Raw genomic sequence first — 25,638 nt, 5'->3', positions numbered from 1 at the left:
TGTCTTCCGTCCCCGCGAGCGGGCGCCAGCGCGATGCACAGCGGTGGTCGTCAGGCAGCAAGTCCCGGAGGGAGGCCCCGGCGGGGGTCGTCCGAGGTGCTGTTATGGAAGGACCTGGGCGTTTGAAGGCAACCCACGGCGTTTGCCCCGGCCAGAATCCTCTCACTTCGATAACGCCGTCAGCCGAAAACAAGCGTTAGCGCTAGAATATCGCCTGCGTAACTCTCACGGAAGGATCGATCTCAAGATGTCTGAGCAGGAGTCTGATCTCGCAAATGTTGACACCGGGGAACTGGAAGAGGAAGAGAGTTCAGCGCAGATCGACGAATACTCAATCGTATCGTCGCCCAATGACTTCAATACGCGCACGATCAATAGCTTCATCGAAGAAGGGGCTATCAAGATTCCGCCGTTTCAGCGGAACTACGTGTGGGATCGCCGACGTGCCTCAAAGCTTGTCGAGTCGCTGATCTTGGGCCTGCCCGTTCCTCAAGTATTCCTTTATGAGGAAGGCAATAACGATTTCCTTGTCATCGATGGCCAGCAAAGACTTATGACCATCTTCTTTTTCGCGAAGGAGAGATTTCCGCGAAAGGAGAAGCGAAGCATTCTTCGGCAATTCTTCAACGCCGAAGGAGGAATCTCGTCAGAAATTCTCAACAACGATGAATACTTCGAGGCGTTCAAGCTCAGCCTCCCAACCCTCCCCGGGCAGCAAAAGAATAAGTTCTCTGGCTTGACCTATAGCACCCTGGGTCAATACAAGAGGCAGTTTGATCTTCGCACCATCAGGAATATCATCGTCAAACAAGTGAGTCCCAGCGATGATGATTCGTCGATGTTCGAGATGTTCAATCGCCTGAACAGCGGAGGCGTCAACCTGAATCCGCAAGAGATCCGGGCGAGTCTTTACCATTCGGATTTCTTTGATGCGCTGTTCGAGCTGAATCAAGAACCCAAATGGCGAGAACTTCTCGGATCGGCAGACCCGGACTCGCGAATGAAAGATATCGAAGTCATCCTGCGTAGCCTAGCTCTCCGTGAGGGTACAGAGAAGTATGCAGGTTCGATGACGGCATTCGTCAATCGGTTCTGCAAATCCTCAAAATCCTACGATGGAACAAAGGTTTCCCGGATCACCTCCGAATGGCGATGGTTCATGAGTCTGAACAGACTGTGCACTCGAAGCACATACCAAGCAGGATCGTCTAGATTCAGCCCGCTTCTCTTCGAAGCGATCTATGTCGCCTCCCTTGCTCTTCGAGATGCTGGCCGGTCGCTCAACGAGATCAATCCGCAGTGGGTCGAGCGTATTGGTAAAAGCAGAGACTTCACCCAATGGACGCAGGAAGGATCAACCAAGACGCTCAACGTAACAAAGCGGCTCGAAGAGACTTACAAGCAGCTCTCCGAGCTGGCCGGGTAGTGGCTTCATGAAGCCAGTGGAGCGGATGTACTCTGATCACCAGGATGTCTTAGACTACCTAGCCGGCCAACAGCAGGTGTCCTATCATGCAACACTGCAAACGACACTTCCCAAGGTCCTGCTCCTGGCGGCAGCGAGTGAGTTCGAGCACAGGGTTAGCGATATTCTGCGAGACCACGTCCGGGAACATGCATCAGATCTGAAGATCCTGCATATAATTGACCAAAAGGCGCTTGGCAGGCAGTATCATTCGCTTTTCACCTGGGATGCCAGAAATGCTAATACCTTCTGGGCGCTTTTCGGCAACGACTTCAAGGAAGGAATGAAAGCGTATTGTCGAGAAGATTCGGTGCTGGCAGCTCAGATTCGCGCCTTCTTGGAGATCGGCGACCTCAGAAATCAGATGGTGCACAACAATTATGTGAACTTCGTTCTAGAGAAAACGCTCGACGAGGTCTATGGTCTATACGTTGAAGGCGACCATTTTGTAAGTAGGCTTCCTGAGCTGCTTAAGCTTGATTTTGATCCTTCTTGAGCTGCGCTAATTCACTTCTGAAGACAGAAGCTTTCCAGCCTGATCGCGCAGGTCAGCAAGGGCGGCGCCGGGACCCGGTTGGCGACACCTATGCGCGTCTGGCCGCGGGCTTCGCCATCGGCACCAGCACCGCCCGGCGCTACGTCCGCGAGGCGGCCGACCTGCTCGCCATGCTCGCCGACGGTGTCCACGCCGCCTTAGGTGTCCGGTCGGGTGGCCTACGCCATCCTGGACCCCGGCAAGGCAACCTCGCGCGTGCTCAGGATGAAGGACCACCGACGGTGGGTGGTGTCCGAGAAGGCAGGGCGTGAGGCGTAGCAAGTCCGCACCTCCGCGGCTCCAATGACCAGATGCCTTCTTATCTCCCCGTTACTGTCGTAGGCGAGGAGTACTCTGCGGCGTGTGACGATCGCAAGCGGCACGAGTGGCCGGCAAAGCAACCCCGCGTGGCAATGGGACGAGATTGTTTTGGCGTGCGATCTTGTGCGCTCCCACGCATGGCGAGGACTCCGGCCTGACCATCCCAACGTGCAGGAGCTATCGAAGCTATTGCAGCTAGGTCCCCTGCACCCGCCCGAAGTCCGTAGTAGCACGTTCCGGAATCCGGTCGGCGTGGCTCGGAAGACCTGGGATATTGCCACTCAGCACCCGGACTATACGGGTAAGCAGACGAACGGCAACAAGCTCGACAGGATGGTTCTGCATGCCTTCATCGAGCGTCCTGCCGAGATGCATGCAGCAGCGGAAGCGATCCGCATAGGGCTAAAAAGCGGCGCATTGCTCGACCTGCCTCCCGTAGAGGACGAAGACGAACATGGCGTCAGCGCTCCAGAAGGTCGCCTGCTACTTCGACAACATGTAGCCAGGGAACGTAATCCCAAACTGCGGGCAGCAAAGATCAAGTCGGTGCAGGGTAGCGGTGGTGCGGTTGCGTGCGAAGTATGCTCATTCGATTTCGGGCGCACTTATGGCCCGCTTGGGGCGGGCTACATTGAATGCCATCACATAGTTCCCCTCCATGTGTCAGGGCCCGTTACAACCAAGCTTGCCGATCTGGCATTGATATGCTCCAACTGTCACCGGATGATCCATCGATCAGCTCCGTGGCTCACCCCATCCGACTTGCGCAAGCTTATCAAGGGAGAGCGCCACGCCTAGGTATGGATGAGGAACTGGAAACACGCAAATCTACACGGAGGAGCTTGAATGAAAAAGTTAGGGAAAGAGCTACTGGAGGGGCGATACCATCGCATATATCTGCTAGCTCACTTGATAGATCAGATTGCTGCCAATCGGTTTGCATACCTTCATGATCTGGAAGAAATATTTGCCGATCAGGGCATCCGCCCATACCTTCCAGCCTTCCAGAAAGAGAGCGCCGTACATCGCTTTGCAGGGAGTGTGCTCTGGCAATACTACTACGACAAGGAAACCCTGGTAGAAAGTGCGATCCAAAAGTTTCCGGATGCATCTATCGCCGATGAGGCTATGTGGGTGTTGCCCATAGAGGCGGCTTGCGAAGCGTATGAAATCGAGTACCCCACCTTCGTTGAGTTCCGCAAAGAAAGTAATCTCTCCGAGATTGCCCCCGCCGTGCTAAGGCATTTTCGTAGCTGTGACGATCACAGATGCACTGAGTGCGGACGCTTGTCGGACGAGTATTTGGAGTACTGGAACGAGCTGAATCTGTGTGGATATATAGGCGACCTTCTAGACCGAACCTCAGAAGAAGTTTTCTTCGTGATGTTTAGCAACCGCTCTTTTTTAGCTAATCTGCACGGCCTGCTGGCGGGATACGTGCAAGATGCAGCCTACAGCGAGGAGCCGGAGATTCAGAAGCTATTCGAACATACAAGAGCCGGTTCTAAACTCAAACGAGCAACACCACCAGCCTGGGCCAAACGAGCCGTTGAGTTCAGAGATCGGGGCAGGTGCGTATATTGTCACCGCCAGCTCGGAACTCTGCACACGCCTATCAATCATGCGAACTTTGATCATATTATTCCGCTCGCTAAAGGCGGCCTCAATGATGTCACTAACTTGCAATTGTTGTGCGATGCTTGCAACAACAAGAAGCGGCATAAAGGAACAGAGCCTGGGCGTCTGTATGAGAGATGGTATCCGGCCTAGGGGCTCTCAGTGCGTCTCTGTGGAGTCAGTTACGAGCAAATCCGACATGCTGGTCACGATGTAGTCAGCGCCCGCCGCTTCAAGTAGAGACGCTTTGCCGGGCCGGTTGGCATAACCGACCGCGACAACGCCTGTTGCCCTGCACACCTCCATGTCAGTCTCAGAGTCGCCTACGAGCACGCTCGATGAAGGAATGACGGTAAGCCGTTCGAGCGCGTGACGCACCAAGCGCGGGTTTGGCTTCATGAGATTCGGATCTGGATCGACGCGCCCTGACACATAGTCGATCGCTTTCCCAAGATGAGTTCGCTGGAGATAGGCCGTTACTGCCATGGTCGAATTGTTGCTGACCACTGCAATGGCCTTGCCAAGACGTTTCGACTGCTGGATGACATCGGTAGCCCCCGGGGTCGGACGCGCCGTCTGGACCGCCTCGACTTCGAGCCTTGTCAACATATCTCGCGTGATGCGGCTCATGTCTGGCCCGAGTTGCCCACTGAACCGGAAAATCGCCAGCGGATCGTCAATGGCTTCGACCTCTGGCGGGATCTCGACATTTTGCTTAGCAAGGAAGACGCGCAGTGAGGCCGCGACTCGCGGCGCGGGTAGTCCCGCGAAAATGTCACAGATAGGGCCGTCGAAGTCGAGCAGAACACACTCAGCTTTCCGCATCGCATCCTGTACGGCGAGCGGTCCGGTGTGCGCCGTCACACTGACTCTCGCGCGACTGTGTTCCATACGCTGTCGAACCAAGCGCGCGACTGTATGACGAACTGACCGGACGCGGAGTCCTCTCCGTCGCTCAGAGCGAAGTGGAACAGTTCCGCATCCTTGCCCATCAGGTCATAGATGGCCTGCGGTTCTCCGCCGAGAGCAACGGTGTGTTTGGTGACGGGATAGAAGCCGAAGAACGCTTCTTCGCCATTGATCACGTAGAGCTTGAAGCGGGGCGGTTCTCCACAGATGCGCACCTCGGCTGAGGCGGATGCGACAAGGCCGAGGTCCTTAAGTTCCTGTACAGACTCCACGATGGCCTGAGCGTGGCGAGAGGTGATCCGCTCTGCACGCTTCCGGAACAGGGGCTCGTCTTCAAGGTCGTCTACGCGGCACGGCAGCGACCACGACCGAGATGTGTCCGGAATTAGGATGCGGACGTTGATGCTCTCGGGAACGAGTTTGCCGGCGCGGATGTTGTCGAGTGGCTCTTGAATCGCGCCGTGGAGCGTCTCCCCAGAGAAGCCGGCGAACTCAATCGAGACTTCTGAGCGCTTGAACGCCTGCTCAATATGCGGACGCAGGCCGACGGGGCGCGCGGTCCGTTCCCGGACGAACACACCGCTTCCCTGCCTTGTGACCACGAGCCCTTCATCGCGGAGTTGGCGGATGGCCTGCTGAACGGTCATGCGGGCAACGCCGAAGTTCTTGGCCAGCTCAGGGCCGGATGGAAGCTTGTCGCCAGGGGCGAACTTCCGCGTGAGGATCGCTGCCCTCAACTGGTGGGCTACCTGCAGATATGGCGGACGCGGGTCATCCGGGTCGAGTTGCATGCCCTACAGCCTAGCCGCTACCTGGTCAACATTCCTAGGCAACTTAAGCATGTCTCTTGACATGGCTAGGCAGGCCAGTAAGCATGGTGCTTGTACAACCTGCCTAGGCATGTTGGACAGCCTGCACAGCCGGAAGACATGGGAAGGCGGCGCAAGCCGCACGCCGACGGGCTGGAGCACACGTCACTCAGACAACTGCATATAGGGCCACCGCCTCCCACCGAAAAAGGCGGCTCCAGCAGGGAAGACGCCCTGCTGTCGATCTCTGTTCGAGGAGACGACATGAGGTTCTTCGCTCGCACCCTCGCTGCCGTGGATCGCCTGGACCAGACCGACCTGGAGGACTTCGCCTCCTTCATGGAGCCGGACCAGGCCGAGGCGTTCCTGAGCGAGGTCAACACCATCCGCAACAGCAAGTAGCACCTTCGCGCACGTCCGCCCCGATGGTCGTAGGCAGGGTTCGACTCCCTGCCGGGGCACTCCGGCTGCTTCGCCGGCCACCTACACCCCGAGGGAGCTTCCCATGCAGATGCAGCCTGCCAAGAGCGTCGGCCGGTTCCTGCCGACGCTGTTCCTGATCGGCTTCGTCATCTACCTCTTCACCGACCCGCCCGGCGCGGCCACCGCCGTCAAGTGGGCTTTCGAGGCCATCGTGACCGGCGCGCAGCAGTTCGCCAAGTTCATCAAAGCCGTCAGCAACTGACCCCTTCTCGCTCGCTGGGGGGCGGCCCTCATCCGCCAAGACCTGAGCCGCCCCCGCTCGACTCCCAAAGGAGCACCACCATCATGGTTCCTCCGAACCTGTCGATCCACCCGGCCCGCATGACGCTCGCCGAGATTGAAACGCTGTGGGGCGGCGATGCCGACCCGCCGCTGCCCGAATGCACCTACGACCCGGAACTGCACACCGGCCCTGACCTGGCCGTCGAGACGAGCGCCGAGCGCGCCGCCCGTGAGGCCGTGGCGCGCGAGGTGTGCGCGACCTGCCCGGCCCGCGCGCTGTGCGACCGGTACGCCCTCGACGCCCGCCCGAGTTTCGGCATCTGGGCCGGCCGCACCGCTGCCGAGATCGACACCCACGCCCAGATCAGCGAGCTGTACGAGGCCATGCGCGCACGTGCCGCTGACCCGGCCGGCGTGGAGGTGGCGTGATGAACACGACCCGATACCCGCATCTGGACAAGGCCGCCGCCGGCCGCCCGTTCGACCAGATCGGCGTGGAGTTCTGGCCGTCCAAGCCCACCACGCGGCGCGGCCTCACCTGCGCCGTGCTGCGTCCCGGCGTGATCGACGATGACGCCGACGAGTTCTTCGCGTGGGGCTACTGCTGGCTCTTAGCGGCTGCGCTGCACGAGGTGACCGGCTGGTCCTACGGCCTGGTCGAACGCCGGCGTGAGGACGGCTGGGAGTGGACACACGTCGGTGTCATCACCCCGGCCGGCCGGTTCCTCGACATCCGCGGTTGCCACGACCGCGACCGCCTGACCGCCACGCTGACGGACGGCTACGGCATGCCGACCCGCATCCGCACCGGCACGTTCACCGACCTGCGCGACGCGATGGGCATGCCGGAGGACACTGAACCGGACTGGTGGCTGGCCACTCTCGGCGAGCCGATCCTGACCGACGTGGTGCGCTACTTCGCCGCCCACGTGCTCGACTTCTACACCGCCGCCGTGCTGGAGGTGGCGTGATGTCGCGTATCCGCGCCGCGTTCTGGGACCCGACCGGTAGTCGGTACGGCATCCCCACCTACCCGTGGAAGATGGCCCCGCCGCACCTGCTCACGCTGCGGCAGCTCACCGCCGAGGGCTTGCGGCCCGGCGGGCAGGGCGTGCAGGCCCAAGTGCTGTGGCGCTCCCGCCGCTACAACGCTCCCGGCGGCATCCGCGCCGCCTACCTCTACGACGTGCGCTTCGCCCTGCCCAAGCGCACCCCGACCGCGCGGCAGCGCGCCGCCCTCGGCAAAGCCAACGCCGCCCGCCGTACCTGCCCCGAGTGCCTGCGTGATGTCGGCTACGTGCTGCCGCGCCATTTGGGCATCTGCCTCGATTGCGCCGAGGAAGCCGCCACCCGCACCGACAGATCCGATTGGAGGCAAGCAGCATGAGCACCACCACCCCGACACCTGAGCCGAGCCCGGAGGACATCTCCCGCGCGCTGGCCGAGATCGAACGCCACCTGACCGAACCCGCGCCGCCCGCGCCCCCGCCACCGGCCGAGCCGGACGACGTTGGACAGACCCGGCGGGTACGGCAGTTGCGCGCCGAGGTCGCCGAGGCGCGGCAGCTCGCCGAGCTTCAGACCGACGACACGCCGCTGCTGCTGGACACGGCCAAGGTGCGCAAGCGCCGCAAGAAGGCGCACGAGGCCGCCCGTCTGCACCTTTTGGGCCAGGACCCGGCGATGCGCGCCTGGCAGGCCACTCGCATGCGGCGGCTTCTGGTCGGTGCGGCGATGGTGGCGCTGACGCTGGCTTTGGCCTGGTCCACCGCCGGCGTGCAGCACTTCGCCGCCGAGGGCGCCGAGGCGTGGTCGCCCGGCTGGATGTTCGCCTGGCTGGTCGAACCGTTCATGTCGCTGGCCCTGTTGGTCGTCGTCGGCGCTCGCGCCTACCTCGGCACGCAAGGTCAGCCGCTCAACGATCGCAAGCTGATCCGGATCGAGTACCTGTTCCTCGGCTTGACGCTCGGCATGAACGCCTGGCCGTACCTGCCCTGGACGCTGCCGGACGGCACCGACTTCTCGCTGTCGCGTCTGGTGCTGCATGTGCTGGGGCCGATCGTGGCCGTGGCCATCGTCACCGCGCTGCCGATCATCCTGGCCGCGTTCGCCCGGCTCGACCCCACCCGAGGGCCGACCGGCGGGCTTACCGGCCCTACGTACAGCGCGAACGTAGCCCCGCTGATCGCACGCGCACACACCCTGATCGCCGCCGGCGACCTGCCCGCCGCGCCGAGCGCCAACAAGATTCAGCGAGCGCTGCGGTGCGGCATGGACGACGCCCGCGCCGTGCGTGACGCCCTCGCACAGGAGGCCGCGTGATGACCAACGCGAGCCTTCACCACTCCGCAAACGCGCAGGGTGCGGCCTCATCCGCCAAGACGTCGGCCGCACCCTGCCACCCCGCCCGCTGCAACGCACACGAGGTGATCCCATCATGACGCATGACCCGCACGTCCCCGCCGACCAGCCCGAGCCGCCCCGTCCGTCCTGGACGGACCAGGATGGACACGACGTCGATGACATCAACCGGTGGATCGCCGACCAGGTGGCACCGGCCCCCGACCCCGGCGAGCCTGCCGGTGAGGACGGCGGGCAGGACGGCGGGCAGGGCGACGGCAAGGGCGCGGACATCGTCCACCTGGACGCCGCCCGCGCCGGCCGCCACCCCTACCGTCCCGACGACCTGGAGCCGACCAGCCCCGCCCCGGCCACCGCTGACCCGAGCCTGGAAGGCCAGGTCATCCGGGTGGACCAGCCGGGAGGCGAGCGCCGCGACTGGCGCGCCGAGCTGGAAGGCAAGCTGAGCACCCGCCGCCCGGTCGTGCCGCTGTGGCTGTGCTCGCGCGCCGAGGCGCTGCAAACCCTGAACTGGCTCGGCAAGCACTACGCCCACGTCGCCGCCTACCAGGCCACCCGCACCCCGATGTACGCCGGCCGGCTGGCCCTGCGCTCCCCGCGCGGCCTAGCCCGGCTGGTCGGCGGCATGGTGCGCTGGACGTTCGACCTGGAAGGCGAGCCGGTACGGGTGGCCACCGTCCGCAAGGGCGACCCCGAGGCGTACCTGAAGCTGTCGCGACAGCGCGACTCCCGCGTCCGGCTGCGCGTCCCGGTCGCGCTGGTCGTGCTGGTCACGCTGCTGATCACGGCCATCATCGTGGCCAACCAGCCGGCCGCCGTGCAGTGGAGCGCGCTCGCCGTGGCGCTGGCCGCCCTCGGCATCCTCGGCAAGCCCGCCGACCGTCCGCTGATCGAACGCGCCGTGCTGGCCTCCACCGTGGAGAAGCTGACCAGCGACATCGTCATCCGCGCGCTGACCTCTCTCGGCATCGCCGGCATCACCCAAGCCATGTCCAAGAACCCCAAGGAGGCGATCCGGTTCGTCGCCCCGATCACCCGCGATGGCCCCGGCTGGCGCGCCGATCTGGACCTGCCTTACGGCGTGACCGTGGGCGACGTGCTCGACAAGCGCGACCGCATGTCCGGGGCGCTGCGCCGCCCGCTGGGCTGCATCTGGCCCGAGGGCGACTCCTCCATCCACGAGGGTCGGCTGATCCTGTGGGTCGGAGACAAGGACCTGTCCAAGACCATCGTCAAATCGCCCCTGCTCAAGGCCACCGGCCATGACGTGTTCAAGGGTGTCCCGCTCGGCAACGACCCACGAGGCCGCGCCGTCACGGTGCCGCTCATTCAGCACAACGTGCTGATCGGCTCGCTGCCCGGCCAGGGCAAGACCGCCACCGTGCGCGAGCTGGCCGCCGGCGTGGTGCTCGACCCCACCGCCGAGGGCTGGTTCCACGAGTTGAAGGGCACCGGCGACCTCGACCCGTACGAGAAGGTCTGCCACCGCTACGTCTCCGGCATCGAGGACGAGGCCATCGCCTACGCCGCCGACTCGCTCACCCTGCTGCGCAAAGAGGTCATGCGCCGCGCCGCCGCGCTGAAGTCGCTGCCGAGCGACCTGTGCCCGGACAAGCGCGTCACCCGGCAGATCGCCGATAAGCGCTCCCTCGGGCTGCACCCGCTGGTGGCCATCTTCGACGAGTGCCAGAACCTGTTCGCCCACCCGACGTACGGGGCAAAGGCGGGCGAGGATGCCGAATTCATCATCAAATTGGGGCGCGCCCTCGGCGTGGTGCTGATCCTGGCCACCCAGCGCCCGGACAAGGACAGCCTTCCCACCGGCATCTCCGCGAACGTGTCCATCCGGTTCTGCCTGAAGGTGGCCGGCCAGACCGAGAACGACATGATCCTCGGCACCTCGGCGTACAAGAACGGCATCCGCGCCACGGTGTTCGTGTCCGAGACCGACGCCGGCACCGGCTACCTGATCGGCGCGACGCCTATGCCCAAGGTGGTCAAGTCCGCCTACCTCGACACCCCGCAAACCCAGCTCATCGCCGATCGCGCCTACGCGCTGCGCCAGGCCGCTGGCACCCTGTCGGGTCACGCCCTCGGCGAGAAGCCCGAACAGACCGCACCGAGCCATGACCTGCTGGCTGACATCCTGGCCGTGGTCGGCGCGTCCGAGGCCAAGGTCTGGAACGAGACCGTCATCGCCCGCCTGGCCGAGCTGCGGCCCGACGTCTACGACGGGTGGGAGGTCGAACAGCTCACCGCGATGCTCAAGCCGCACGGCATCAAGACCGTCCAGGTGTGGGGCACCACGGCGGACGGCAAGGGCGCGAACCGGCGCGGCATCATCCGCGAAGAGGTAGCGGAGCGTAGCCGTGGAGCGGCTTCGTAGCCCGGTGATCTCCCGCTAGGTCTAGCGGCCTGCCCTGCTAGACCTAGCACCCCTCCTAGCGTCCCAATCCGCGATCTACCAGGGCACTAGCGTCTAGCGCCCGACCTGCGACAACCCCAGGAAACCAGCTCGGAGACCCCCTTGGCTACCGTCATCGCCCTGCTAGTCGTCTGCCTACCAACCATCACTCTCAGTTACGCATGCTGGTGCTACGCCTCCCCGTGGGGCACCTGCCGACGCTGCGCCCCCGGCGGCAAGAACCGCACCTGCCGCGCCTGCGACGGCACCGGCATGCGGCCCCGCCTTGGCTGGCAGCTCTACGTCCACCTCCGCCGCCTTCACCACGACGGCACCCGCTAACCCAAGGCGGAAGCAAGGGCCTGAGAGGCCCTCTGGCGGGATCGACTCTCATCTCGCTTGTTAAGACATCAGGACAAAGATCCAACGGGCTCTAAGGCGCTTTCAGGGCGTCACAGTGCCGCGTCTGCCACAACCCGCATGGAAGGAAGACCCGCCATGTCCGGCGAAACCACGATCACCATCATCGGCAACCTGACCGACGACCCGAAGCTGAACTTCACCCAGACCGGCACCGCCGTGGCGAGCTTCACCATCGCCTCCAGCGCCCGCACCTACGACAAGAGCGTCGAACAGTGGAAGGACGGCGAGGTCCTGTTCATGCGCTGTAGCGCGTGGCGCGACCTCGGCGAGCACGTCGCCGAATCGCTCACCCGAGGCACCCGCGTCATCGCCTCCGGCCGGCTGCGCATGCGCACCTACGAGACCAGCGACGGCGACAAGCGCACCGTCACGGAGATGACCGTGGACGAGATCGGCCCGTCGCTGCGGTTCGCCACCGCCAAACCGCAGAAGGCCGCCCGCACCGGCGGCAGCGGCCATGGTGGCGCACCCGCCGACCCGTGGGCCAGCGTCACCCCCGCCAACGCCGGCGGCCCGTGGCAGGGCGACGAACCGCCGTTCTAGCCGCCGCACGGCGCGGCCTCGGCGACAAGCCGCCAAGCACAACCGCCGAGGCCGCGCGCCCTTCTCCGATCACACCAAGAGGAAGGCACCTGCCAGCATGACAGCCACCCCCAACACCGGCCACCGGATCTACCAGGGGCGCGTTTCCCTGGACTGGCACAAGCAACGCGAGCACTGGGGCGAGGGACGCCGGCGTCCCTGCCGCTTCTGCCACCGGCTGAGCTTCCTGCTTGACGACGACCGACGCCCGGTCCACAAGGTCTGTCTGGAACAGGCGATGACCACCGCCCTCCAGGCCGCCGCCGAGAGGCGTGCGGCATGACCGGCCAGCTCACCGCCGCGTCGATGTGCTCAGGCTACGGCGGGCTGGACATGGCCGTGGCCGCCGTGCTCGACACGCGCCTGCTATGGGTCGCCGACAACGACGACGACGCCGCGCGGGTGCTCGCGCACCGCTTCCCCAGAGTGCCCAACCTCGGCGATCTGACCGGCATCGACTGGGGCACCGTCCCGGCTCCCGACGTGCTGACCGCCGGGTTCCCCTGCCAAGACCTCTCCTACGCCGGCCGTGGCGCGGGAATCAAGGAAGGAACACGCAGTGGCCTCTGGCACACCATCGCCACCGCCGTCGCTACGCTACGACCCCGCTTGCTCGTGCTGGAAAACGTGCGGGCCATCGTTACTCGGCGACCTGGTCTTGACGTCGTCCTCGCTGACCTTGCCAGCCTCGGGTTCGATGCGAACTGGACATGTCTCCCCGCGTGCGACGTCGGCGCCGCCCATGAGCGCTGGCGCTGGTTCTGCCTTGCCTGGCCTGCTGCCGACGCCACGTGCGTCGGAACGGGAGAACCGGCAGACCAGGCGCACCCCTTCCCAGCGTGCGGGCAAGCACGGGCTCTGCCTGGCAGCGGAGGTGTGCGAGCTGCTGCCCACGCCCACCGCGAGTTCCTATGGCAGCAATCAGAGCGCCAGCCCCGGCGCAACGGTGCGTCCCTCCCTGAATCGTCTGGCCTCCAGCGGAGCTCTGCTGCCGACGCCGACGACGCGCAATGGAGCGGGCAACAAGGTGAACAACCGCGGAGACCTGCTCCTGCCGGGGGTAGCGGAAGCGATATCGACTGGGGACCTTACGCCCCGGCCGTCGTCCGCTGGGAAGCGACGTGCGGTCGCGCGGCGCCCTGGCCAGTTGAGCCTGGACGACGTGGAAAACCTCGGCTGAGCCCACGCTTCTCGGAATGGCTGATGGGTCTGCCCGCCGGATGGGTGACCGACGTGCCCGGCATCTCCCGCAACGGCCAGTTGCGCCTACTCGGCAACGGCGTGCTTCCGCGCCAGGGTGCCGTCGCCGTGGCCGACCTCCTCCCCGACCACCTCATGCCCTTCACCCTCGGCTCACGCGAGGAGATCGCCGCATGACCACACCACACCGTCATGACACGACCGCTACCGCGCTGGGAGCCGCCGCCCGAGGCTGGCCGGTCTTCCCGATCGCCGTGGGGGACAAGGCGCCCCCGCGCGGCTTCACCGACTGGGAGTCCCGTGCCACTCGTGACCCCGAGCGCATCCGCGCATGGTGGCGGCACGCGCCCTTCAACGTCGGCATCGCCACCGGCCCCGCCGGCCTGGTCGTGATCGATCTGGACACGCCCAAGCCCGGCCAACGCCCGCCCCGAGAATGGGACCTGCCCGGCGTCATCGACGGCGCCGACGTGTTCGCGCTCCTGTGCCAGCGCGCCGGCGTCCCGATCGAGTGGGAGACCTTGCAGGTGCGCACCCGGCGCGGCGGCTTGCACCTGTACTACACCGCCCCGCCCGGCGTCCGGCTCCCGAGCACCAACGGCGGCCTTGGGTGGCTGATCGACACCCGCGCCTGGGGCGGCTACGTCGTCGCCCCCGGCAGCACCGTCACCCTTCCGGACGGCACCGGCCGCTACACCGTGCAGCACGCCACCGCGCCCGCCCCGCTGCCCCCCTCCCTGTTCAAGCTGCTCAAACCCGCCCTGATACCGGCCAAGAGGCCCGTACACGTCCCCATCGCCGATGACCGCCATTCCGCCTACCTGCGCGCGGCCCTGGACCGCGAGCTTGCGCACCTGGCCGCCGCCCAACCCGGCCAGCGCAACCGTTCCCTGTTCGGCGCCGCCGCCGCCCTCGGCGAACTCATCGCCGGCGGCGCGCTCCCCGAACAGCCCGTCAAAGAGCTGCTTGAACAGGGAGGGGGCGACCTCGGACTATCCCGCAGCGAAGTCATCCGAACCATCGAGTCCGGGTTGCGGCACGGCGCCCGCCGACCTCGCCACCTGGCCACCGTCTGAATCCACGCATGGGAGGCACCATGACCCATCACCCGACCGGCGCACAGCTCCTAGACCGGCTTCGCGCCGCCCTGACCCGCTACGTCATCCTGCCAGCCCCGGAGGCCGCCGACGCCGTCACCCTGTGGATCGCAGCCACCCACGCCCAACCCGCGTGGGCACACGCGCCCCGCCTGGTCATCCGCGGCCCGGAGAAGCGGTGCGGCAAGTCCCGGCTACTCGACATCGTGGAGGCCACCTGCCACAGCCCGTTCATCACCGTCAACTCCTCCAGCGCCGCCGTCTACCGCTCCATCACCGACGATCCGCCCACCATGCTCGTGGACGAAGCCGACACCATCTTCGGCCCCAAAGCAGACGGCAACGAAGACCTACGCGGCCTGCTGAATGCCGGTCACCAGCGCAACCGGCCGGCCAAACGCTACGACGCGGCCACCAACCGCGTGGAGAGCATTCCGACCTTCGCCATGGCCGCCCTCGCCGGCATCGGCGCCATGCCCGACACCATCGAAGACCGCGCCGTCGTCGTCCGCATGCGCCGCCGGGCACCCGGCGAAACCGCCGCGCCTTATCGGCACCGCCGCGACCGCACACCGCTGCGCGACCTGGCCGCCGACCTCAACCGGTGGCTCCGCGCCGACCTGGCCACCCTGGAGGAGGCTGAACCCGCCATGCCCGTGGAAGACCGCGCAGCCGACACCTGGGAACCCCTGGTCATCGTCGCCGACTACGCCGGCGCTACCTGGCCCGAGCGCGCCCGCACCGCCGCCCTGGCCCTCACCGCCGAGGCCGACGACAACGACCATGCATCGGCGCGCGTGCGGCTGCTGGCCGCCTGCCGCGCCGCATTCGGCGCCGACAACGCGCTGCCCACCGCCGTCCTCCTGGAACGCCTCAAGGCCGACCCCGAGGGCGAATGGAACGAGCACGGACCGGCCGGCCTGACACCCATCCGACTCGGCACGATGCTGCGCGAATACGACATCCGCCCGGCCGCGATTCGCTTCCCCGAGGGTCCGCTGAGGGGCTACCGCCGAGGCGACTTCGCCGACGCGTGGGCGCGCTACTGCCCAACCCTCGACCCCGCTCCAGAGGCCGACGTTCTGCATCTGGAGAGGGGCAGCCGCTACAGCCGTAACAGTCGTAACACCGCAGGTCAAGGCGATACGGCTTCCGACCCTGTTACGGCTTAACCCGTAACACCACAACAAGCCGTTTCGGCCCTGAGCTGCGATGTTACGGCTGTAACGGGTTGAAACGGCTACCCCCTCCCGACATGTCATCGGCCCCTCGGCGACAAGCCGCCAAGCACGACCGCCGAGGGTGCCGAACCCCCCTTTCCGATCACGCCACACCCGGAAGGAACGCGCCGCCATGGCCACCGTCACCCGCTTGCCCGCGATGCTCACCGTTCCCGAGGTCTGCACCGAACTCCAGATTTCCCGATCCACCTTCTACGACTGGCGACAGAAGGGCCGCGCCCCGCGCTGCATCACTCTGCCCAACGGCTCCCTTCGCGTCCGCCGCACCGACCTCGACGCCTGGCTGAACGCCCGAGAGGACGCCGCCTGATGGAGGACACCACCTACAGCGTCCGCATCTACAAGACCGAGGCGCGCAAGAACGCCGCCGGCAAGGTCACCTCCTACCGCGTCGAATGGGCCACCGGCGGCAAGCGCTGGAGAAGCACGTTCCAGAAGAGCGCTCAGGCCGACGCCTACCGCAGCAAGCTGCTGATCGCCGCACGTGAGGGGGAACCGTTCAGTCTGCTCACCGGCGAGCCGGTTTCGTGGAACCGAGCCAAGCGCCCCGAAATGAGCTGGTACGACTTCGCCTGCAAGTTCGCCGATTTCAAGTGGAAAGCGGCCTCGGCGAAATACCGGCAAGACATCGCCCGCGCCCTCACCGCAGCAACCCCCGCCATGTTCGCGAGTAGCAAGGGCAAGCCTGCCGATCTCGACCTGCGCACGGCCATGCGTCGGTGGGGATTCAACACCAAGCAGCGCGCTGAGGCGTCCGAGGAAACAGCCGAGGTGCTTGCGTGGCTGTCCAAGAACACTCATCCGGTTTCCGCACTCGCCGAGGCCGCAGTCGTGCGTGCGTTGCTCGACGCGGCTACCTCGCGTCTGAACGGCAAGCCGGCCGCCACGAGCACGATCCGCCGACACAAGACCATCCTTCAGAACGCCCTCGATTACGCCGTAGAGCTGAAGCTTCTGGACGCCAACCCGATCAAGGCTCTTAGGTGGAAGCCGCCTAGGGTCACCTATGAGGTGGACAAGCGGAGCGTCGTCAATCACGCGCAAGCTCGCCGCCTTCTCGCTGAGGTAGCAGCGCAGAAACCCAGTGGAAGGCGCCTGGTCGCGTTCTTCGCCATCATCTACTACGCCGGCCTACGCCCCGAAGAAGTGGTCAAACTCGCTGGAGACAACGTCACCCTTCCCGAGCTGGTGACGAATCCGGAAACAGGAGAGTTGGAGGAACCCGCCGACGATTGGGGAGAACTCCACCTCGCTGGAGCCGCGCCCTTCGCCGGCCGCGAGTGGACCGACGACGGCAGCCTGCGCGAGGAACGCGCCCTTAAGCACCGCGCCGACGGCGAGACGCGCACCGTACCCTGCCCGCCCGCCCTCACCCGGATACTCCGCGCCCACCTCGCGGAGTTCGGCACCGGCCCTGGAGACAGGCTGTTCACCGGTGTGCGCGGCGGTGAGCTGCCCGGCATCACATATCGGCGCGTGTGGGCCAAAGCCAGAGAGAAGGCTCTGACCAAGCAGGAAGCACAGTCGCCGCTGGCCAGGAGGATCTACGACTTGCGTCACGCCTGCGTCTCGACCTGGCTCAACGCGGGAGTACCGGCAACGCAGGTGGCCGAATGGGCAGGTCACAGCGTGGAAGTCCTGCTCAGGATCTATGCCAAGTGCGTCGTCGGCCAGGACGCGGTCGCGAGACAGCGCATCGACCAGGCGCTGAGGGACGACCAGCGCGACCCGTGATCGTGGGGGAGGCATTGGGGAGAGCCACTCGCAAACGCTCGGCATCAGCCGTAGATAGCCGGACACGGCAAGCCCCCGTCTCTGCATGGAAGTGCAGGTCAGGCGGGGGTTTCGGCTGTTCCGGAGAAGTAGGGCGGGTGGGACTTGAACCCACGACCCACGGATTATGAGTCCGATGCTCTGACCGGCTGAGCTACCGCCCCTGGATTGAGTTGTACGACGACGAGAGGATCATGCCACCCCGCGCAAGCTAAGGCTAGAGCATCGGATGCGATAGCGGTGCCCGCTGGATGGGAGAAGGGTCTCCGCCGACATCATTCCACGTCTGCCGCCGTCGGTGGAGCGGGAGTCGATCTCAGGCGGGGGAGGGGCGGCGAGTACGGGGGCGCGGCTCGCACTCGCCGCGGGTCAAGGGGCGGTGCCGTAGCCGGGGTTGCGGACCAGCCAGTCCGAGTAGACCGGGCTGCGGCGTACGGCGTCCATGTGGGCCTGTTTGGCCTGGGCCACGACCCAGGCGGCTTCGGGGGCGGTGGGGTGGCGGCCGAGGAGCTGGCGCCAGCGGAGCGGGGCGCCGGCGAGGGGGATCATGGTGAGGCCCTGGGCCGCCTGGTGGGTGGCCTGGCAGAGGACGACGGCGCGGCCGACCTGGGCGAGGTGGACGCAGGTCGGTACGTCCGTTTCGTAGATGGTGCCGGGGGTGAAGCCGGACCGTGCGCAGGCCATCGCGAAGCAGTCGGCGAAGCAGCCGTCGCCCGGCGTCACCGCCCACTGTTCGTCGGCGAGGTCCGCCAGTTCGACCTCCTTCTCCTTGGCCACCGGATGGGCGTCCCGGACCAGGCAGAAGACCGGGTCGAGGCTGATCGTCTCCCACAGCAGGGTGCCGGTGGGGGTGCCGGAGTCGCCGCAGGCGCCGGTCAGCACGTAGTCGAGGCGGCCGAGTTCGACCATGCCGTTCAGTTCGCGGGCCGACCAGGAGGTGTACGTGCTGACCTTGCGTTCCGTGGCGAGCCGGTCGACGAGGCCGCCGAGTATCGGCCCGTTGGTGGCGCCTATGCGGAATCCGGGCGAGGGGGTGTGTGCGAAGCGTACGGCTTCGTCCTGCAGCTCCTTGGCCGCGGGAAGGAGCACACGTGCCCTGGCGAGCACGAGTTCGCCGAGGCGGGTGGGCCTGGCGCCGTGGCGGTCGCGTTCGAAGAGGGTGCCGCCGAGCAGCCTCTCGATGCGCTTGAGCTGCGCGGTCAGGGCCGGTTGTGCCAGCCCGAGCAGGGACGCGGCCTTGCTCACACTTCCCGCGTCCGCGACCGCGCGGACGATCCTGAGGTGCCTGAGCTCGAGGTCCATAACGGGAAGGTAAGGCGGCGTTGTCTTACAGACAATGCCTCTATGTCAGGAAATGTGACAGATATTGTTCGGAGCTTCCTGGGGTAGGGGGAGCCCATGACGACGATGGGAATAGATCCGGCCCAGCTCAGCGACGATGATCTGCTGCGCGAGCTGCGCCAGTTGCACGCCACGCGGAGCGACACCTTTTTCCACGGCTCGGACGACGCGCTCGCCCACCACACGTCGCGGACGAACGAGCTCGAAGCCGAATACCTGCGCCGCGTCCCGGATCGTGAGGTCGATCCCGCGCGGCTGAGGGAGGGAGCGAGGCAGCGATGATGGCCGAGGTGCATGACGTACAGGCGCTGTCGGACGTGGACATCCACGTCTACGAGGCCGTGGCGTCGCAGACGGTGGAGTCCGGCGGCACGGGGCTCGGCGCGGTGGTCCGGGCCTGCGGGCTGACGGAGGAGGAGGTCAGGGAGAGTCTCGAACGACTGGTCGGGCATGGGTACGTGGTGCCGCGGGGCGACGGTTACGCCCTCGGGCAGCACACGTTCGAGGTCGACTATTAGGCCTTTTCAGAAGGACCGCGTCAAGACGGGTGCGCGACCCGCTGCCGGGTGGTGGACCGGGGCACGCTGTGCTCTTAATGTCAGAAGGTGGACGTCGCCGAACTGAGCCCGGCGCAGGCGCGGGAGCGCTTCCGCGGTGGTGAGCGGGTGCCCACCGCCGGCTGGTGCCGTGGCTACGCGCAGGCCAACCTCATCGCCGTGCCGAGGCGGCTGCGGTACGAGCTGCTGCTATTCGCCCATCGCAACCCCCAGGCGTGCCCGGTGCTCGACGTGGGGGAGCCGGGAGCCTGGTCCACCGGCCTGTTCTCCGGTGACCTGCGTACCGACCTGCCCGGCTACCGCCTCTACCGGGACGGCGCGGCGGTGGCCGACCTCGGCGACGTGGTGGCGGAGTGGCGCGAGGACCTGGTGCCGTTCCTCATCGGCTGCAGCTTCACCTTCGAGCGGGCGTTGCTCGCGGCGGGGGTGCCGGTGCGGCATCTGGAGGCGGGGACGAACGTGCCGATGTACGTCACCAGCCTGCCCTGCGAGGCGACCGGCAGCCTGTCGGGGCCGCTGGTCGTGTCGATGCGGCCGGTGCCCGAGGCCCTGGTGCCGACCGCGGTCGAGGTGAGCGGGCGCTATCCGATGGTGCACGGCGCGCCCGTCCACGCGGGCGATCCGGCCGCGATCGGGATCCGCGATCTGAGCAAGCCGGACTACGGCGATCCGGTGGAGGTACGGGCGGGAGAGGTGCCGCTGTTCTGGGCGTGCGGGGTGACGCCGCAGGCTGCGGTGCTGGCCAGTGGGGTCGAGTTCGCGATCGGGCACCTGCCGGGGCACATGGCGATCACCGATGCTCGTGACGATGATTTTCTGGTGATCTAGCCTGTTCTCCGGCTGTCCGAGGTGCTCGGCGGCGGTATGCCCGCCGCCGTGAGCTGGCGGGCGATCGCCGGCGCGTCTCGCCGGTTGTCGATCTCCAGGTGCGGTACGACCGGCGGTTCGTCCACCCGGATGGCGCGCAGATAGTCCTCGAACGCGGCCAGTTTGCCCGCGTCCCTGCTCAGCCCCCTGGCCGTCAGGCGTTCGCGCAGCGTCGGGCCGTCCGAGCGGACCCACAGCAGCCGGACCGGCGGCCCGCCCAGCTCCGCCACCCACCGCGCCCACCGGGCCGGGTCGTGCACCTGCGTGGTGAACGGGCCGTCCAGCGCGACCGGGCAGCCGTGGCCGCGGATCTGGCGGGCGAGTGCGGTCAGCCCGTCGTATTCGTGGTGTTTGACGTGCTCGTCGTACCAGGGGCCCTCGCGTTCGCCGTCCGGACGGCCGTGCGCGCGCAGCACCTCCGCCACCAGGCCGCCGTAGACGGTGTCCTTGTCGAGCAGGGCCGGTACGGGCGACAGGCGGGCGAGCAGCTCGGCCGCGACCGTGGACTTGCCCGCGCCCGGCGGCCCGCTGATCACCCACACAGTGCTCACGCGATCACCGTAGCCCGGGCCGCGCGGATCCGGGTACGCGGCGCCGCCTCCTGCGGGGTACGCGGATCCGCGTACGCCGGTGCCTCGTTCCGGCGGACGACCCCCGGCGTCGCGGCGGCCAGACTCCTTGCTCATGCTGACCGTCTTGACCAGGGCGTTCCGGGTGCCGGAACTGCGCGGGAAACTCCTGTTCACGCTCGCACTCATCGGGCTGTTCCGGCTGGGGCAGGTGATGCCCGCGCCGGGCGTCGACGTGGTGGCCGTGCGTGAGTGCGCGGGCTCGGCCTCCGGCGGCCTGTTCGACATGGTGCAGCTGCTCAGCGGGGGCGCCATGCTGCACCTGTCGGTGTTCGCGCTGGGCGTCATGCCGTACATCACCGCCAGCATCGTCATGCAGCTCCTCGCCGTCGTGGTGCCCCGCCTGGACGCGCTCAGGAAGGAGGGCTCGCGCGGGCAGGCCAAGATCACCGAGTACACCCGCTACCTGACCGTCGGCCTGGCCGTGCTCAACGCCGGCACGGTCGTCACGCTGGCCCGCGCGGGGCAGCTCCTGCCCGGCTGCTCCCGGCCGCTGCTGCGCGACGACGGGCTGCTCGCCGTGGCGGTGATCGTCGTGACCATGGTGGCCGGGACCTGCGCGGTCATGTGGCTGGGCGAGCTGATCACCGAGCGCGGGATCGGGAACGGCATGTCCCTGCTGATGTTCACGCAGGTCGTGGCCGTCTTTCCGGCGTACATGTCGAAGATCTTCGTGCTCAGCCCGTTCAGCTTCGTGGTCATGATTCTGTCCGGGCTGGTCCTGGTGGCGGCCGTGGTGTTCGTCGAGCAGGCGCAGCGGCGGGTCCCGGTCAGTTACGCCAAGCGGATGGTGGGGCGGCGGATGTACGGGGGGCGGGGCACGTACATCCCGATGAAGGTGAACCAGGCGGGGATCGTGCCGGTCATCTTCACCTCGTCCCTGCTGTACCTGCCGACGCTCGCCGCGCCGCTGCTCGGGCCCGAGGCGCGGGCGTGGGTGGAGCTCAACCTGACCGCGGGGTCGCATCCGCTCTACATGACGGTGTACGTGCTGCTCATCGCGGCGTTCGCCTACTTCTACGTCGCGATCACGTTCAACCCGGTGGAGGTGGCCGACAACATCCGCCGGTACGGGGGATTCGTGCCGGGGATCCGGCCCGGGCGGCCGACGGCCGAGTACCTGGCGTACGTGCTGTCGCGGTTGACCGCGCCTGGGGCGGTGTATCTGGGGGTGCTGGCGCTGCTGCCGCTGGTGGCGTTCGCGATCCTGCGGGATCCGGGGACGCAGCAGAACTTTCCGTTCGGCGGGACGAGTGTGCTGATCATGGTGGGGGTGGGGCTGGACACGGTGAAGCAGATCGAATCCCAGCTTCAGCAGCGCAACTACGAGGGTTTCCTGAAATAACCACCCGTGGGTCGAGTGGTGTCGGGGGCGGGGGTCAGGTGGGGAGGGCGAGGCCGGCTCGGATGGCGAACACCACGAGCTGGGCGCGGTCCCTGGCGTGCAGTTTCACCTGGGCGCGGCTGACGTGGGTGCGTACGGTGTCGGGGCTGATCGTCAGCTCGGCGGCGATCTCGTCGTTCGAACGGCCGGTGGCCACCCACGCCACCATCTCCCGCTCCCGGGGCGTCAGCGTCTCCAGCCCTTCGACCGGCTCCGCGCCGGCCCGGCCGAACAGGCCGATCACCTTCCGCGTGATCGCCGGCGACAGCAGCGCCTCGCCGGCGGCCACCACGCGTACGGCGTTGACCAGCTCCGCGGGGTCGCTGTCCTTCAGCAGGAAGCCGCTGGCTCCGGCCTGGAGGGCGGCGAAGACGTACTCGTCCACGGCGAACGTCGTCACCACGACGACCCTGGTGGTGCGCAGATCGGGGTCGGCGGCGATGGCCCGCAGAGCGGCCAGGCCGTCCATGCCCGGCATGCGGATGTCGAGCAGCAGGACGTCGGGCCTGGCCCGGCGCAGCAGCGTGAGCGCCGCCTGCCCGTCGCCGGCCTCCCCGGCGTACTCCATGCCCGGCTCCCGCTCCAGCAGCGCCCGCAGCCCCATCCGCACGACCGCCTGATCGTCGGCGACGGCGACCCTGATCACACCCTCACCCGCCTGCCGGGCGTCGCCGGTGTCGGTCGCGCCTTCCCTCGTCTGCTGGGTGGTGTCGTCGCCGTAGGTCATGTCTTCACCTGCGGGAACCTGGCTATGACCTGGAAGCCGCCGCCTTCCCTGGCGCCGGTCGTGAGGTGGCCGCCCGCTTCGGTGACGCGGGCGCGCATGCCCGCCAGCCCGCGCCCTTCGGCGGCTGCCGTCTGTCCGGAGCCCCGGTCGGCCACCTCCAGTACGAACTCCTGCCCGTCCCCGGTCGCGCGGACGAGGGCTCTGGTCGGGCCGGCGTGGCGCAGCACGTTGGTGAGCGACTCGCGTACCACCCGGTAGACGGTCTCCCGGAGGTGGTCGGGCACGGTACGGGCGGTGGGTTCGGTGAGGGTGGCGGGTTCGACGTCCACGGGGAGTCCCGCCGCGCGGACGCCGTCGATGAGTGCGGTCAGGTCGCCGTCCGGCGGGTCGATGCCGTCGAGGGCGGCTCGCAACTGGGCGAGTGCCGTCGTGCTGGTCTGTCTGATCGCCTGGAGCGAGGCTCTGGCCTGTTCGGGGTCCTCGTCGAGGACGACGAGCGCGATTCCGGCCTGCATGGCGATGGCGGCCAGACCGTGTCCGGCCACGTCATGCACCTCGCCGGCGATCCTGGCCCGCTCCAGCGCCACCACGTCCACCTGGGCCGACGCATCATCCGGCCGGGACGGGAGCAGCCTCGCGTTGTCGTCGCGCGGGACGGCGCTGGGCTGCCCCGGGCGAATGGTTCCAAAGGGGGATTTGTGGACGGCCGGGACACCCCATGCCGCCCGTGACGGTTCAGCGAGCACCCGGTGGTGCACGGTCGCCGCCGCCGGGGGATGGAGGCGCGGTGCCTCGGCATCAATGGTGGCGGTTGACGCGTGGAGGCGCGGTGCCTCGGCGTCAGTGGTGGCGGTTGTCGCGTGGAGGCGGGGTGGTTCGGTGTTCGCGGCGGCGGCCGCGGCGGCCGCGCGGGCCTGGGCGAGGCCGCTGAACGACCACGGCACCGCCAGCCATCCGGCCCACGCCAGCATCACCACGACCGGAACGTCGCCCAGCCGGCTCAGGCCCAGCGCAGCGGATGACCGGCGCGGGCGCGGAGCCGACGGGTCGTTGGGTGATCGGTGTGAGCTCACGTCGGGCGAGGCCGTGGATGAGTCGGTGGATGACCGGCGCGGGCGCGGAGCCGGGAGGGTGGTGGAGCGGCGGAGGCGGAGCCGGACGGTGAGGGGCCGGCGCGGGTGCGCGTCTTCTCGCGTCTCCTCGGTCGCCATCCCCCACCCGCTCAGGCTCCTGCGGCCCCGACTCAGGCTCGTGTAGTCCCGATCCTAGCGAGCTTTCACACCGTGCGGCTCTCCCGAGGCCCGTCCAGGCCCCAGGAGATGATCTTGCTTGGGGTGATGCGGATGATCTCCCGGGAGAAGAACGGGACCGGCGGCTCGGCGTCCGTCAGCGCCACCGCCGTCCCGCGGATCTCGATGCCCCGCGCCACCCACGGGTCGACGGAGGCCAGGTCGTCCACCACGAGCGCGACCGTGCTGCCCTGCTGGACGTTCCTGAACTTCCTCGACTTCCCCATGGCGTGCCCGCCGATGACGATCGTGCCGCTCCCGGCGTCCAGGAAGAAGCCCACCGGGTTGTTCTGCGTCTGACCGCCGGGCGTCACTGTGGCCAGGCGGCCGAGCTGCTGGGTGGCGAGATAGTCGAGTTCTGTGGCTGTGAAGGTCATGCGGATCAGTCTGCAACCTTGACCTAAGTGGAGGTCAAGCAGAGAGGCGTGCGGATCAGGCGAGGCCCTCGGTCAGCCAGCGGAGCGGGTTGCTGTGGATGATCAGGCGGAGGACGTCCTCGCCGGTCCCGGCCTCGCGCAGGCGCGGCAGCAGGGTGTCGAAGAGGTGGGCGTAGCCGGGGCCGCCGTACTTGCCGACCTGCGCCACCCGGTTCACCCCCGTGCTGATCAGAAGACGCTCGGCGTGGCCGTCCTCGATGAGCCCGAGCGCGATCCTGGCCACCTGCTCGTGGCCGAGGCCCAGAGACCCGAGGCTCACGTACGCGCCCGCCTCGGCGATCTTCCTGGCCGCGCCCAGGTCGCCGCCCGCGTAGCCGACGGCCACCCGCGCCCCGGGCAGGCCCTGGCCGAGCAGGATCTCCAGCAGGGCGGGGGCGTTCCTGCCGTGCGTGGCGACCGGCAGGCGCGTGCGCAGCGCGGCGCGGGCGGCGGCGATCAGGCAGCGTTCCTCGCGCGGCGTCGGCTCGGCGCCCCAGGAGCCGACCTCGCCGATGACGCCGGGGAACACGCCGGTCCCGTCCACGCCGCTGACGATCTCCTCCATCAGCAGGCCGGTGAGGGTGTCCACGTCCTGTTCGCCCACGTTCGTGAACGGCTCCGCGAACAGGCCCGTCGAGGCGATCACCGGCACCCGGCTCCCGGCCGCGATCCTGGCCAGGGCGGCGGCGTCGCGGCCCATGCCCAGGCAGGTCAGCTCCACCACCAGGCCGAGCTCGTGATCCGACTGGCGCAGCTCCCTGAGCTCGGCTGTGACGGTGCTCTCCTCGTCGAGCCAGCGGTGCGGGTCGGAGTCGATGCCGACCGCCCAGCGCATGTCGGTGCGCAGGTGCTCATGGGAGAGTACGGCGCCCTCGATGGCGGCGGCGCGTACAGGACCGGTGACGGTACGGAGCAGAACGTCGGGCATAACAGACATTAACCGATGTTTGCCGGGCAAAGCCGGGGCTGGCAGGAAATTTTACTTC

At 67.1% G+C, this 25,638-nt stretch carries 30 protein-coding genes, 1 tRNA gene and 1 pseudogene; 23 read left to right on the top strand and 9 right to left on the bottom strand.

What is annotated here, in order from left to right; all coding sequences use genetic code 11:
- Positions 1-247 precede the first annotated feature (247 nt).
- From OIE67_RS29925 to OIE67_RS29905, 5 genes and pseudogenes are all read left to right on the top strand, one after another.
- Positions 248-1,426: a DUF262 domain-containing protein gene (locus tag OIE67_RS29925; protein ID WP_326626678.1), complete on the top strand. Its 1,179-nt coding sequence runs from the start codon at positions 248-250 to the stop codon at positions 1,424-1,426.
- A 7-nt stretch (positions 1,427-1,433) separates the two neighbouring features.
- On the top strand, positions 1,434-1,961 hold the full coding sequence (locus OIE67_RS29920) for a HEPN domain-containing protein (RefSeq protein ID WP_326626676.1): 528 nt from the start codon (positions 1,434-1,436) through the stop codon (positions 1,959-1,961).
- Positions 1,962-2,041: 80 nt separating this feature from the next.
- Positions 2,042-2,195: pseudogene (locus OIE67_RS29915) on the top strand (IS5/IS1182 family transposase); the annotation flags it as partial.
- Between the two features lie 168 nt (positions 2,196-2,363).
- Positions 2,364-3,119 (top strand): HNH endonuclease, encoded by a 756-nt coding sequence (locus OIE67_RS29910; RefSeq protein ID WP_326626674.1) that lies wholly within the window; start codon positions 2,364-2,366, stop codon positions 3,117-3,119.
- A gap of 48 nt (positions 3,120-3,167) precedes the next feature.
- Positions 3,168-4,091, top strand: coding sequence for an HNH endonuclease (locus tag OIE67_RS29905; protein WP_326626672.1), 924 nt, complete (start codon positions 3,168-3,170; stop codon positions 4,089-4,091).
- A gap of 6 nt (positions 4,092-4,097) precedes the next feature.
- Here the strand turns inward: OIE67_RS29905 and OIE67_RS29900 are convergent, their stop codons facing one another.
- Positions 4,098-4,802 (bottom strand): HAD family hydrolase, encoded by a 705-nt coding sequence (locus OIE67_RS29900; protein ID WP_326626670.1) that lies wholly within the window; start codon positions 4,800-4,802, stop codon positions 4,098-4,100.
- Complete coding sequence (locus OIE67_RS29895; protein WP_326626669.1) at positions 4,799-5,638, bottom strand: GntR family transcriptional regulator; 840 nt, start codon at positions 5,636-5,638, stop codon at positions 4,799-4,801. The genes OIE67_RS29900 and OIE67_RS29895 overlap by 4 nt, the downstream gene beginning before the upstream one ends.
- A gap of 282 nt (positions 5,639-5,920) precedes the next feature.
- Between OIE67_RS29895 and OIE67_RS29890 the strand changes: the two genes are divergently transcribed.
- The 14 genes from OIE67_RS29890 (at position 5,921) to OIE67_RS29825 (ending at position 17,403) form a co-directional block, all read left to right on the top strand.
- Positions 5,921-6,058, top strand: a complete 138-nt coding sequence (locus tag OIE67_RS29890; protein WP_326626667.1) for a hypothetical protein — start codon at positions 5,921-5,923, stop codon at positions 6,056-6,058.
- 103 nt (positions 6,059-6,161) lie between these two features.
- Positions 6,162-6,341: a hypothetical protein gene (locus OIE67_RS29885; protein ID WP_326626664.1), complete on the top strand. Its 180-nt coding sequence runs from the start codon at positions 6,162-6,164 to the stop codon at positions 6,339-6,341.
- A gap of 83 nt (positions 6,342-6,424) precedes the next feature.
- Complete coding sequence (locus tag OIE67_RS29880; protein WP_326626663.1) at positions 6,425-6,790, top strand: WhiB family transcriptional regulator; 366 nt, start codon at positions 6,425-6,427, stop codon at positions 6,788-6,790.
- A complete protein-coding gene (locus OIE67_RS29875; protein WP_326626661.1) occupies positions 6,790-7,332 on the top strand; it encodes a hypothetical protein in 543 nt (180 codons plus the stop codon). Before OIE67_RS29880 ends, OIE67_RS29875 begins: the two co-directional genes overlap by 1 nt.
- Complete coding sequence (locus OIE67_RS29870) at positions 7,332-7,748, top strand: RRQRL motif-containing zinc-binding protein (RefSeq protein WP_326626659.1); 417 nt, start codon at positions 7,332-7,334, stop codon at positions 7,746-7,748. The genes OIE67_RS29875 and OIE67_RS29870 overlap by 1 nt, the downstream gene beginning before the upstream one ends.
- Positions 7,745-8,683, top strand: a complete 939-nt coding sequence (locus OIE67_RS29865; protein ID WP_326626657.1) for a hypothetical protein — start codon at positions 7,745-7,747, stop codon at positions 8,681-8,683. The genes OIE67_RS29870 and OIE67_RS29865 overlap by 4 nt, the downstream gene beginning before the upstream one ends.
- A 115-nt stretch (positions 8,684-8,798) precedes the next feature.
- On the top strand, positions 8,799-11,108 hold the full coding sequence (locus OIE67_RS29860) for a cell division protein FtsK (RefSeq protein ID WP_326626655.1): 2,310 nt from the start codon (positions 8,799-8,801) through the stop codon (positions 11,106-11,108).
- A gap of 516 nt (positions 11,109-11,624) precedes the next feature.
- Positions 11,625-12,092: a single-stranded DNA-binding protein gene (locus OIE67_RS29855; RefSeq protein WP_326626653.1), complete on the top strand. Its 468-nt coding sequence runs from the start codon at positions 11,625-11,627 to the stop codon at positions 12,090-12,092.
- A gap of 97 nt (positions 12,093-12,189) precedes the next feature.
- Entirely contained in the window at positions 12,190-12,414 is a 225-nt protein-coding gene (locus tag OIE67_RS29850; RefSeq protein WP_326626651.1) for a hypothetical protein, read from the top strand.
- Positions 12,411-13,508, top strand: coding sequence for a DNA cytosine methyltransferase (locus tag OIE67_RS29845; RefSeq protein ID WP_326626649.1), 1,098 nt, complete (start codon positions 12,411-12,413; stop codon positions 13,506-13,508). The genes OIE67_RS29850 and OIE67_RS29845 overlap by 4 nt, the downstream gene beginning before the upstream one ends.
- A complete protein-coding gene (locus tag OIE67_RS29840; protein WP_326626647.1) occupies positions 13,505-14,407 on the top strand; it encodes a bifunctional DNA primase/polymerase in 903 nt (300 codons plus the stop codon). Before OIE67_RS29845 ends, OIE67_RS29840 begins: the two co-directional genes overlap by 4 nt.
- Before the next feature lie 20 nt (positions 14,408-14,427).
- Complete coding sequence (locus OIE67_RS29835) at positions 14,428-15,600, top strand: DUF3631 domain-containing protein (protein WP_326626645.1); 1,173 nt, start codon at positions 14,428-14,430, stop codon at positions 15,598-15,600.
- 130 nt (positions 15,601-15,730) lie between these two features.
- The gene (locus tag OIE67_RS29830; RefSeq protein WP_407674759.1) at positions 15,731-15,979 is read left to right on the top strand and encodes a helix-turn-helix transcriptional regulator; all 249 of its coding nucleotides are present in this window, start codon (positions 15,731-15,733) and stop codon (positions 15,977-15,979) included.
- Entirely contained in the window at positions 15,979-17,403 is a 1,425-nt protein-coding gene (locus OIE67_RS29825; RefSeq protein ID WP_326626641.1) for a tyrosine-type recombinase/integrase, read from the top strand. Before OIE67_RS29830 ends, OIE67_RS29825 begins: the two co-directional genes overlap by 1 nt.
- A 129-nt stretch (positions 17,404-17,532) precedes the next feature.
- On the opposite strand, the gene OIE67_RS29820 is transcribed toward OIE67_RS29825, so the two are convergent.
- Both OIE67_RS29820 and OIE67_RS29815 read right to left on the bottom strand, forming a co-directional pair.
- Positions 17,533-17,606, bottom strand: a tRNA-Ile gene (locus tag OIE67_RS29820).
- Between the two features lie 205 nt (positions 17,607-17,811).
- Positions 17,812-18,744, bottom strand: a complete 933-nt coding sequence (locus OIE67_RS29815; protein ID WP_106242360.1) for a LysR family transcriptional regulator — start codon at positions 18,742-18,744, stop codon at positions 17,812-17,814.
- A 96-nt stretch (positions 18,745-18,840) separates the two neighbouring features.
- Here OIE67_RS29815 and OIE67_RS29810 point away from each other — a divergent pair, with 96 nt between their 5' ends.
- From OIE67_RS29810 to OIE67_RS29800, 3 genes are all read left to right on the top strand, one after another.
- On the top strand, positions 18,841-19,065 hold the full coding sequence (locus OIE67_RS29810) for a DUF6158 family protein (RefSeq protein ID WP_106242362.1): 225 nt from the start codon (positions 18,841-18,843) through the stop codon (positions 19,063-19,065).
- Positions 19,066-19,073: 8 nt separating this feature from the next.
- Complete coding sequence (locus tag OIE67_RS29805) at positions 19,074-19,301, top strand: hypothetical protein (RefSeq protein ID WP_326626637.1); 228 nt, start codon at positions 19,074-19,076, stop codon at positions 19,299-19,301.
- Between the two features lie 87 nt (positions 19,302-19,388).
- Positions 19,389-20,168 carry a putative hydro-lyase gene (locus tag OIE67_RS29800; protein WP_326626635.1) on the top strand — a complete coding sequence of 260 codons (780 nt, stop codon included), beginning with the start codon at positions 19,389-19,391 and terminating at the stop codon, positions 20,166-20,168.
- On the opposite strand, the gene OIE67_RS29795 is transcribed toward OIE67_RS29800, so the two are convergent.
- Positions 20,165-20,758 (bottom strand): AAA family ATPase, encoded by a 594-nt coding sequence (locus tag OIE67_RS29795; RefSeq protein WP_326626633.1) that lies wholly within the window; start codon positions 20,756-20,758, stop codon positions 20,165-20,167. The two genes, OIE67_RS29800 and OIE67_RS29795, sit on opposite strands and share 4 nt — an antisense overlap.
- Positions 20,759-20,891: 133 nt before the next feature.
- Here OIE67_RS29795 and secY point away from each other — a divergent pair, with 133 nt between their 5' ends.
- Positions 20,892-22,181 (top strand): preprotein translocase subunit SecY, encoded by a 1,290-nt coding sequence (gene secY, locus OIE67_RS29790; RefSeq protein ID WP_326626631.1) that lies wholly within the window; start codon positions 20,892-20,894, stop codon positions 22,179-22,181.
- A 34-nt stretch (positions 22,182-22,215) separates the two neighbouring features.
- Here secY and OIE67_RS29785 read toward each other — a convergent pair whose 3' ends face one another.
- The 4 genes from OIE67_RS29785 to OIE67_RS29770 form a co-directional block, all read right to left on the bottom strand.
- The gene (locus OIE67_RS29785) at positions 22,216-22,947 is read right to left on the bottom strand and encodes a response regulator (RefSeq protein WP_407674758.1); all 732 of its coding nucleotides are present in this window, start codon (positions 22,945-22,947) and stop codon (positions 22,216-22,218) included.
- Complete coding sequence (locus OIE67_RS29780) at positions 22,944-23,918, bottom strand: sensor histidine kinase (RefSeq protein ID WP_326645514.1); 975 nt, start codon at positions 23,916-23,918, stop codon at positions 22,944-22,946. The genes OIE67_RS29785 and OIE67_RS29780 overlap by 4 nt, the downstream gene beginning before the upstream one ends.
- A gap of 305 nt (positions 23,919-24,223) precedes the next feature.
- A complete protein-coding gene (locus OIE67_RS29775; protein ID WP_326626629.1) occupies positions 24,224-24,613 on the bottom strand; it encodes a PPOX class F420-dependent oxidoreductase in 390 nt (129 codons plus the stop codon).
- A 55-nt stretch (positions 24,614-24,668) separates the two neighbouring features.
- Positions 24,669-25,580, bottom strand: coding sequence for a phosphotriesterase family protein (locus tag OIE67_RS29770; RefSeq protein WP_326626627.1), 912 nt, complete (start codon positions 25,578-25,580; stop codon positions 24,669-24,671).
- Positions 25,581-25,638 lie beyond the last annotated feature (58 nt).

The sequence above is a fragment of the Nonomuraea fuscirosea genome, from assembly GCF_035917475.1.
Lineage (GTDB): Bacteria > Actinomycetota > Actinomycetes > Streptosporangiales > Streptosporangiaceae > Nonomuraea > Nonomuraea fuscirosea.
The sequence above is the reverse complement of the archived record's forward strand: the minus strand, read 5'-3'. Positions and strand labels throughout refer to the sequence as shown.

Coding starts and splice junctions, on each gene's coding strand:
- OIE67_RS29925 (WP_326626678.1), top strand. CDS start 248: ATGTCTGAGCAGGAGTCTGATCTCGCAAATGTTGACACCGGGGAACTG.
- OIE67_RS29920 (WP_326626676.1), top strand. CDS start 1,434: ATGAAGCCAGTGGAGCGGATGTACTCTGATCACCAGGATGTCTTAGAC.
- OIE67_RS29905 (WP_326626672.1), top strand. CDS start 3,168: ATGAAAAAGTTAGGGAAAGAGCTACTGGAGGGGCGATACCATCGCATA.
- OIE67_RS29895 (WP_326626669.1), bottom strand. CDS start 5,638: ATGCAACTCGACCCGGATGACCCGCGTCCGCCATATCTGCAGGTAGCC.
- OIE67_RS29890 (WP_326626667.1), top strand. CDS start 5,921: ATGAGGTTCTTCGCTCGCACCCTCGCTGCCGTGGATCGCCTGGACCAG.
- OIE67_RS29885 (WP_326626664.1), top strand. CDS start 6,162: ATGCAGATGCAGCCTGCCAAGAGCGTCGGCCGGTTCCTGCCGACGCTG.
- OIE67_RS29880 (WP_326626663.1), top strand. CDS start 6,425: ATGGTTCCTCCGAACCTGTCGATCCACCCGGCCCGCATGACGCTCGCC.
- OIE67_RS29875 (WP_326626661.1), top strand. CDS start 6,790: ATGAACACGACCCGATACCCGCATCTGGACAAGGCCGCCGCCGGCCGC.
- OIE67_RS29870 (WP_326626659.1), top strand. CDS start 7,332: ATGTCGCGTATCCGCGCCGCGTTCTGGGACCCGACCGGTAGTCGGTAC.
- OIE67_RS29865 (WP_326626657.1), top strand. CDS start 7,745: ATGAGCACCACCACCCCGACACCTGAGCCGAGCCCGGAGGACATCTCC.
- OIE67_RS29860 (WP_326626655.1), top strand. CDS start 8,799: ATGACGCATGACCCGCACGTCCCCGCCGACCAGCCCGAGCCGCCCCGT.
- OIE67_RS29855 (WP_326626653.1), top strand. CDS start 11,625: ATGTCCGGCGAAACCACGATCACCATCATCGGCAACCTGACCGACGAC.
- OIE67_RS29850 (WP_326626651.1), top strand. CDS start 12,190: ATGACAGCCACCCCCAACACCGGCCACCGGATCTACCAGGGGCGCGTT.
- OIE67_RS29845 (WP_326626649.1), top strand. CDS start 12,411: ATGACCGGCCAGCTCACCGCCGCGTCGATGTGCTCAGGCTACGGCGGG.
- OIE67_RS29840 (WP_326626647.1), top strand. CDS start 13,505: ATGACCACACCACACCGTCATGACACGACCGCTACCGCGCTGGGAGCC.
- OIE67_RS29835 (WP_326626645.1), top strand. CDS start 14,428: ATGACCCATCACCCGACCGGCGCACAGCTCCTAGACCGGCTTCGCGCC.
- OIE67_RS29825 (WP_326626641.1), top strand. CDS start 15,979: ATGGAGGACACCACCTACAGCGTCCGCATCTACAAGACCGAGGCGCGC.
- OIE67_RS29815 (WP_106242360.1), bottom strand. CDS start 18,744: ATGGACCTCGAGCTCAGGCACCTCAGGATCGTCCGCGCGGTCGCGGAC.
- OIE67_RS29810 (WP_106242362.1), top strand. CDS start 18,841: ATGACGACGATGGGAATAGATCCGGCCCAGCTCAGCGACGATGATCTG.
- secY (WP_326626631.1), top strand. CDS start 20,892: ATGCTGACCGTCTTGACCAGGGCGTTCCGGGTGCCGGAACTGCGCGGG.
- OIE67_RS29785 (WP_407674758.1), bottom strand. CDS start 22,947: ATGACCTACGGCGACGACACCACCCAGCAGACGAGGGAAGGCGCGACC.
- OIE67_RS29780 (WP_326645514.1), bottom strand. CDS start 23,918: ATGCTGGCGTGGGCCGGATGGCTGGCGGTGCCGTGGTCGTTCAGCGGC.
- OIE67_RS29775 (WP_326626629.1), bottom strand. CDS start 24,613: ATGACCTTCACAGCCACAGAACTCGACTATCTCGCCACCCAGCAGCTC.
- OIE67_RS29770 (WP_326626627.1), bottom strand. CDS start 25,580: ATGCCCGACGTTCTGCTCCGTACCGTCACCGGTCCTGTACGCGCCGCC.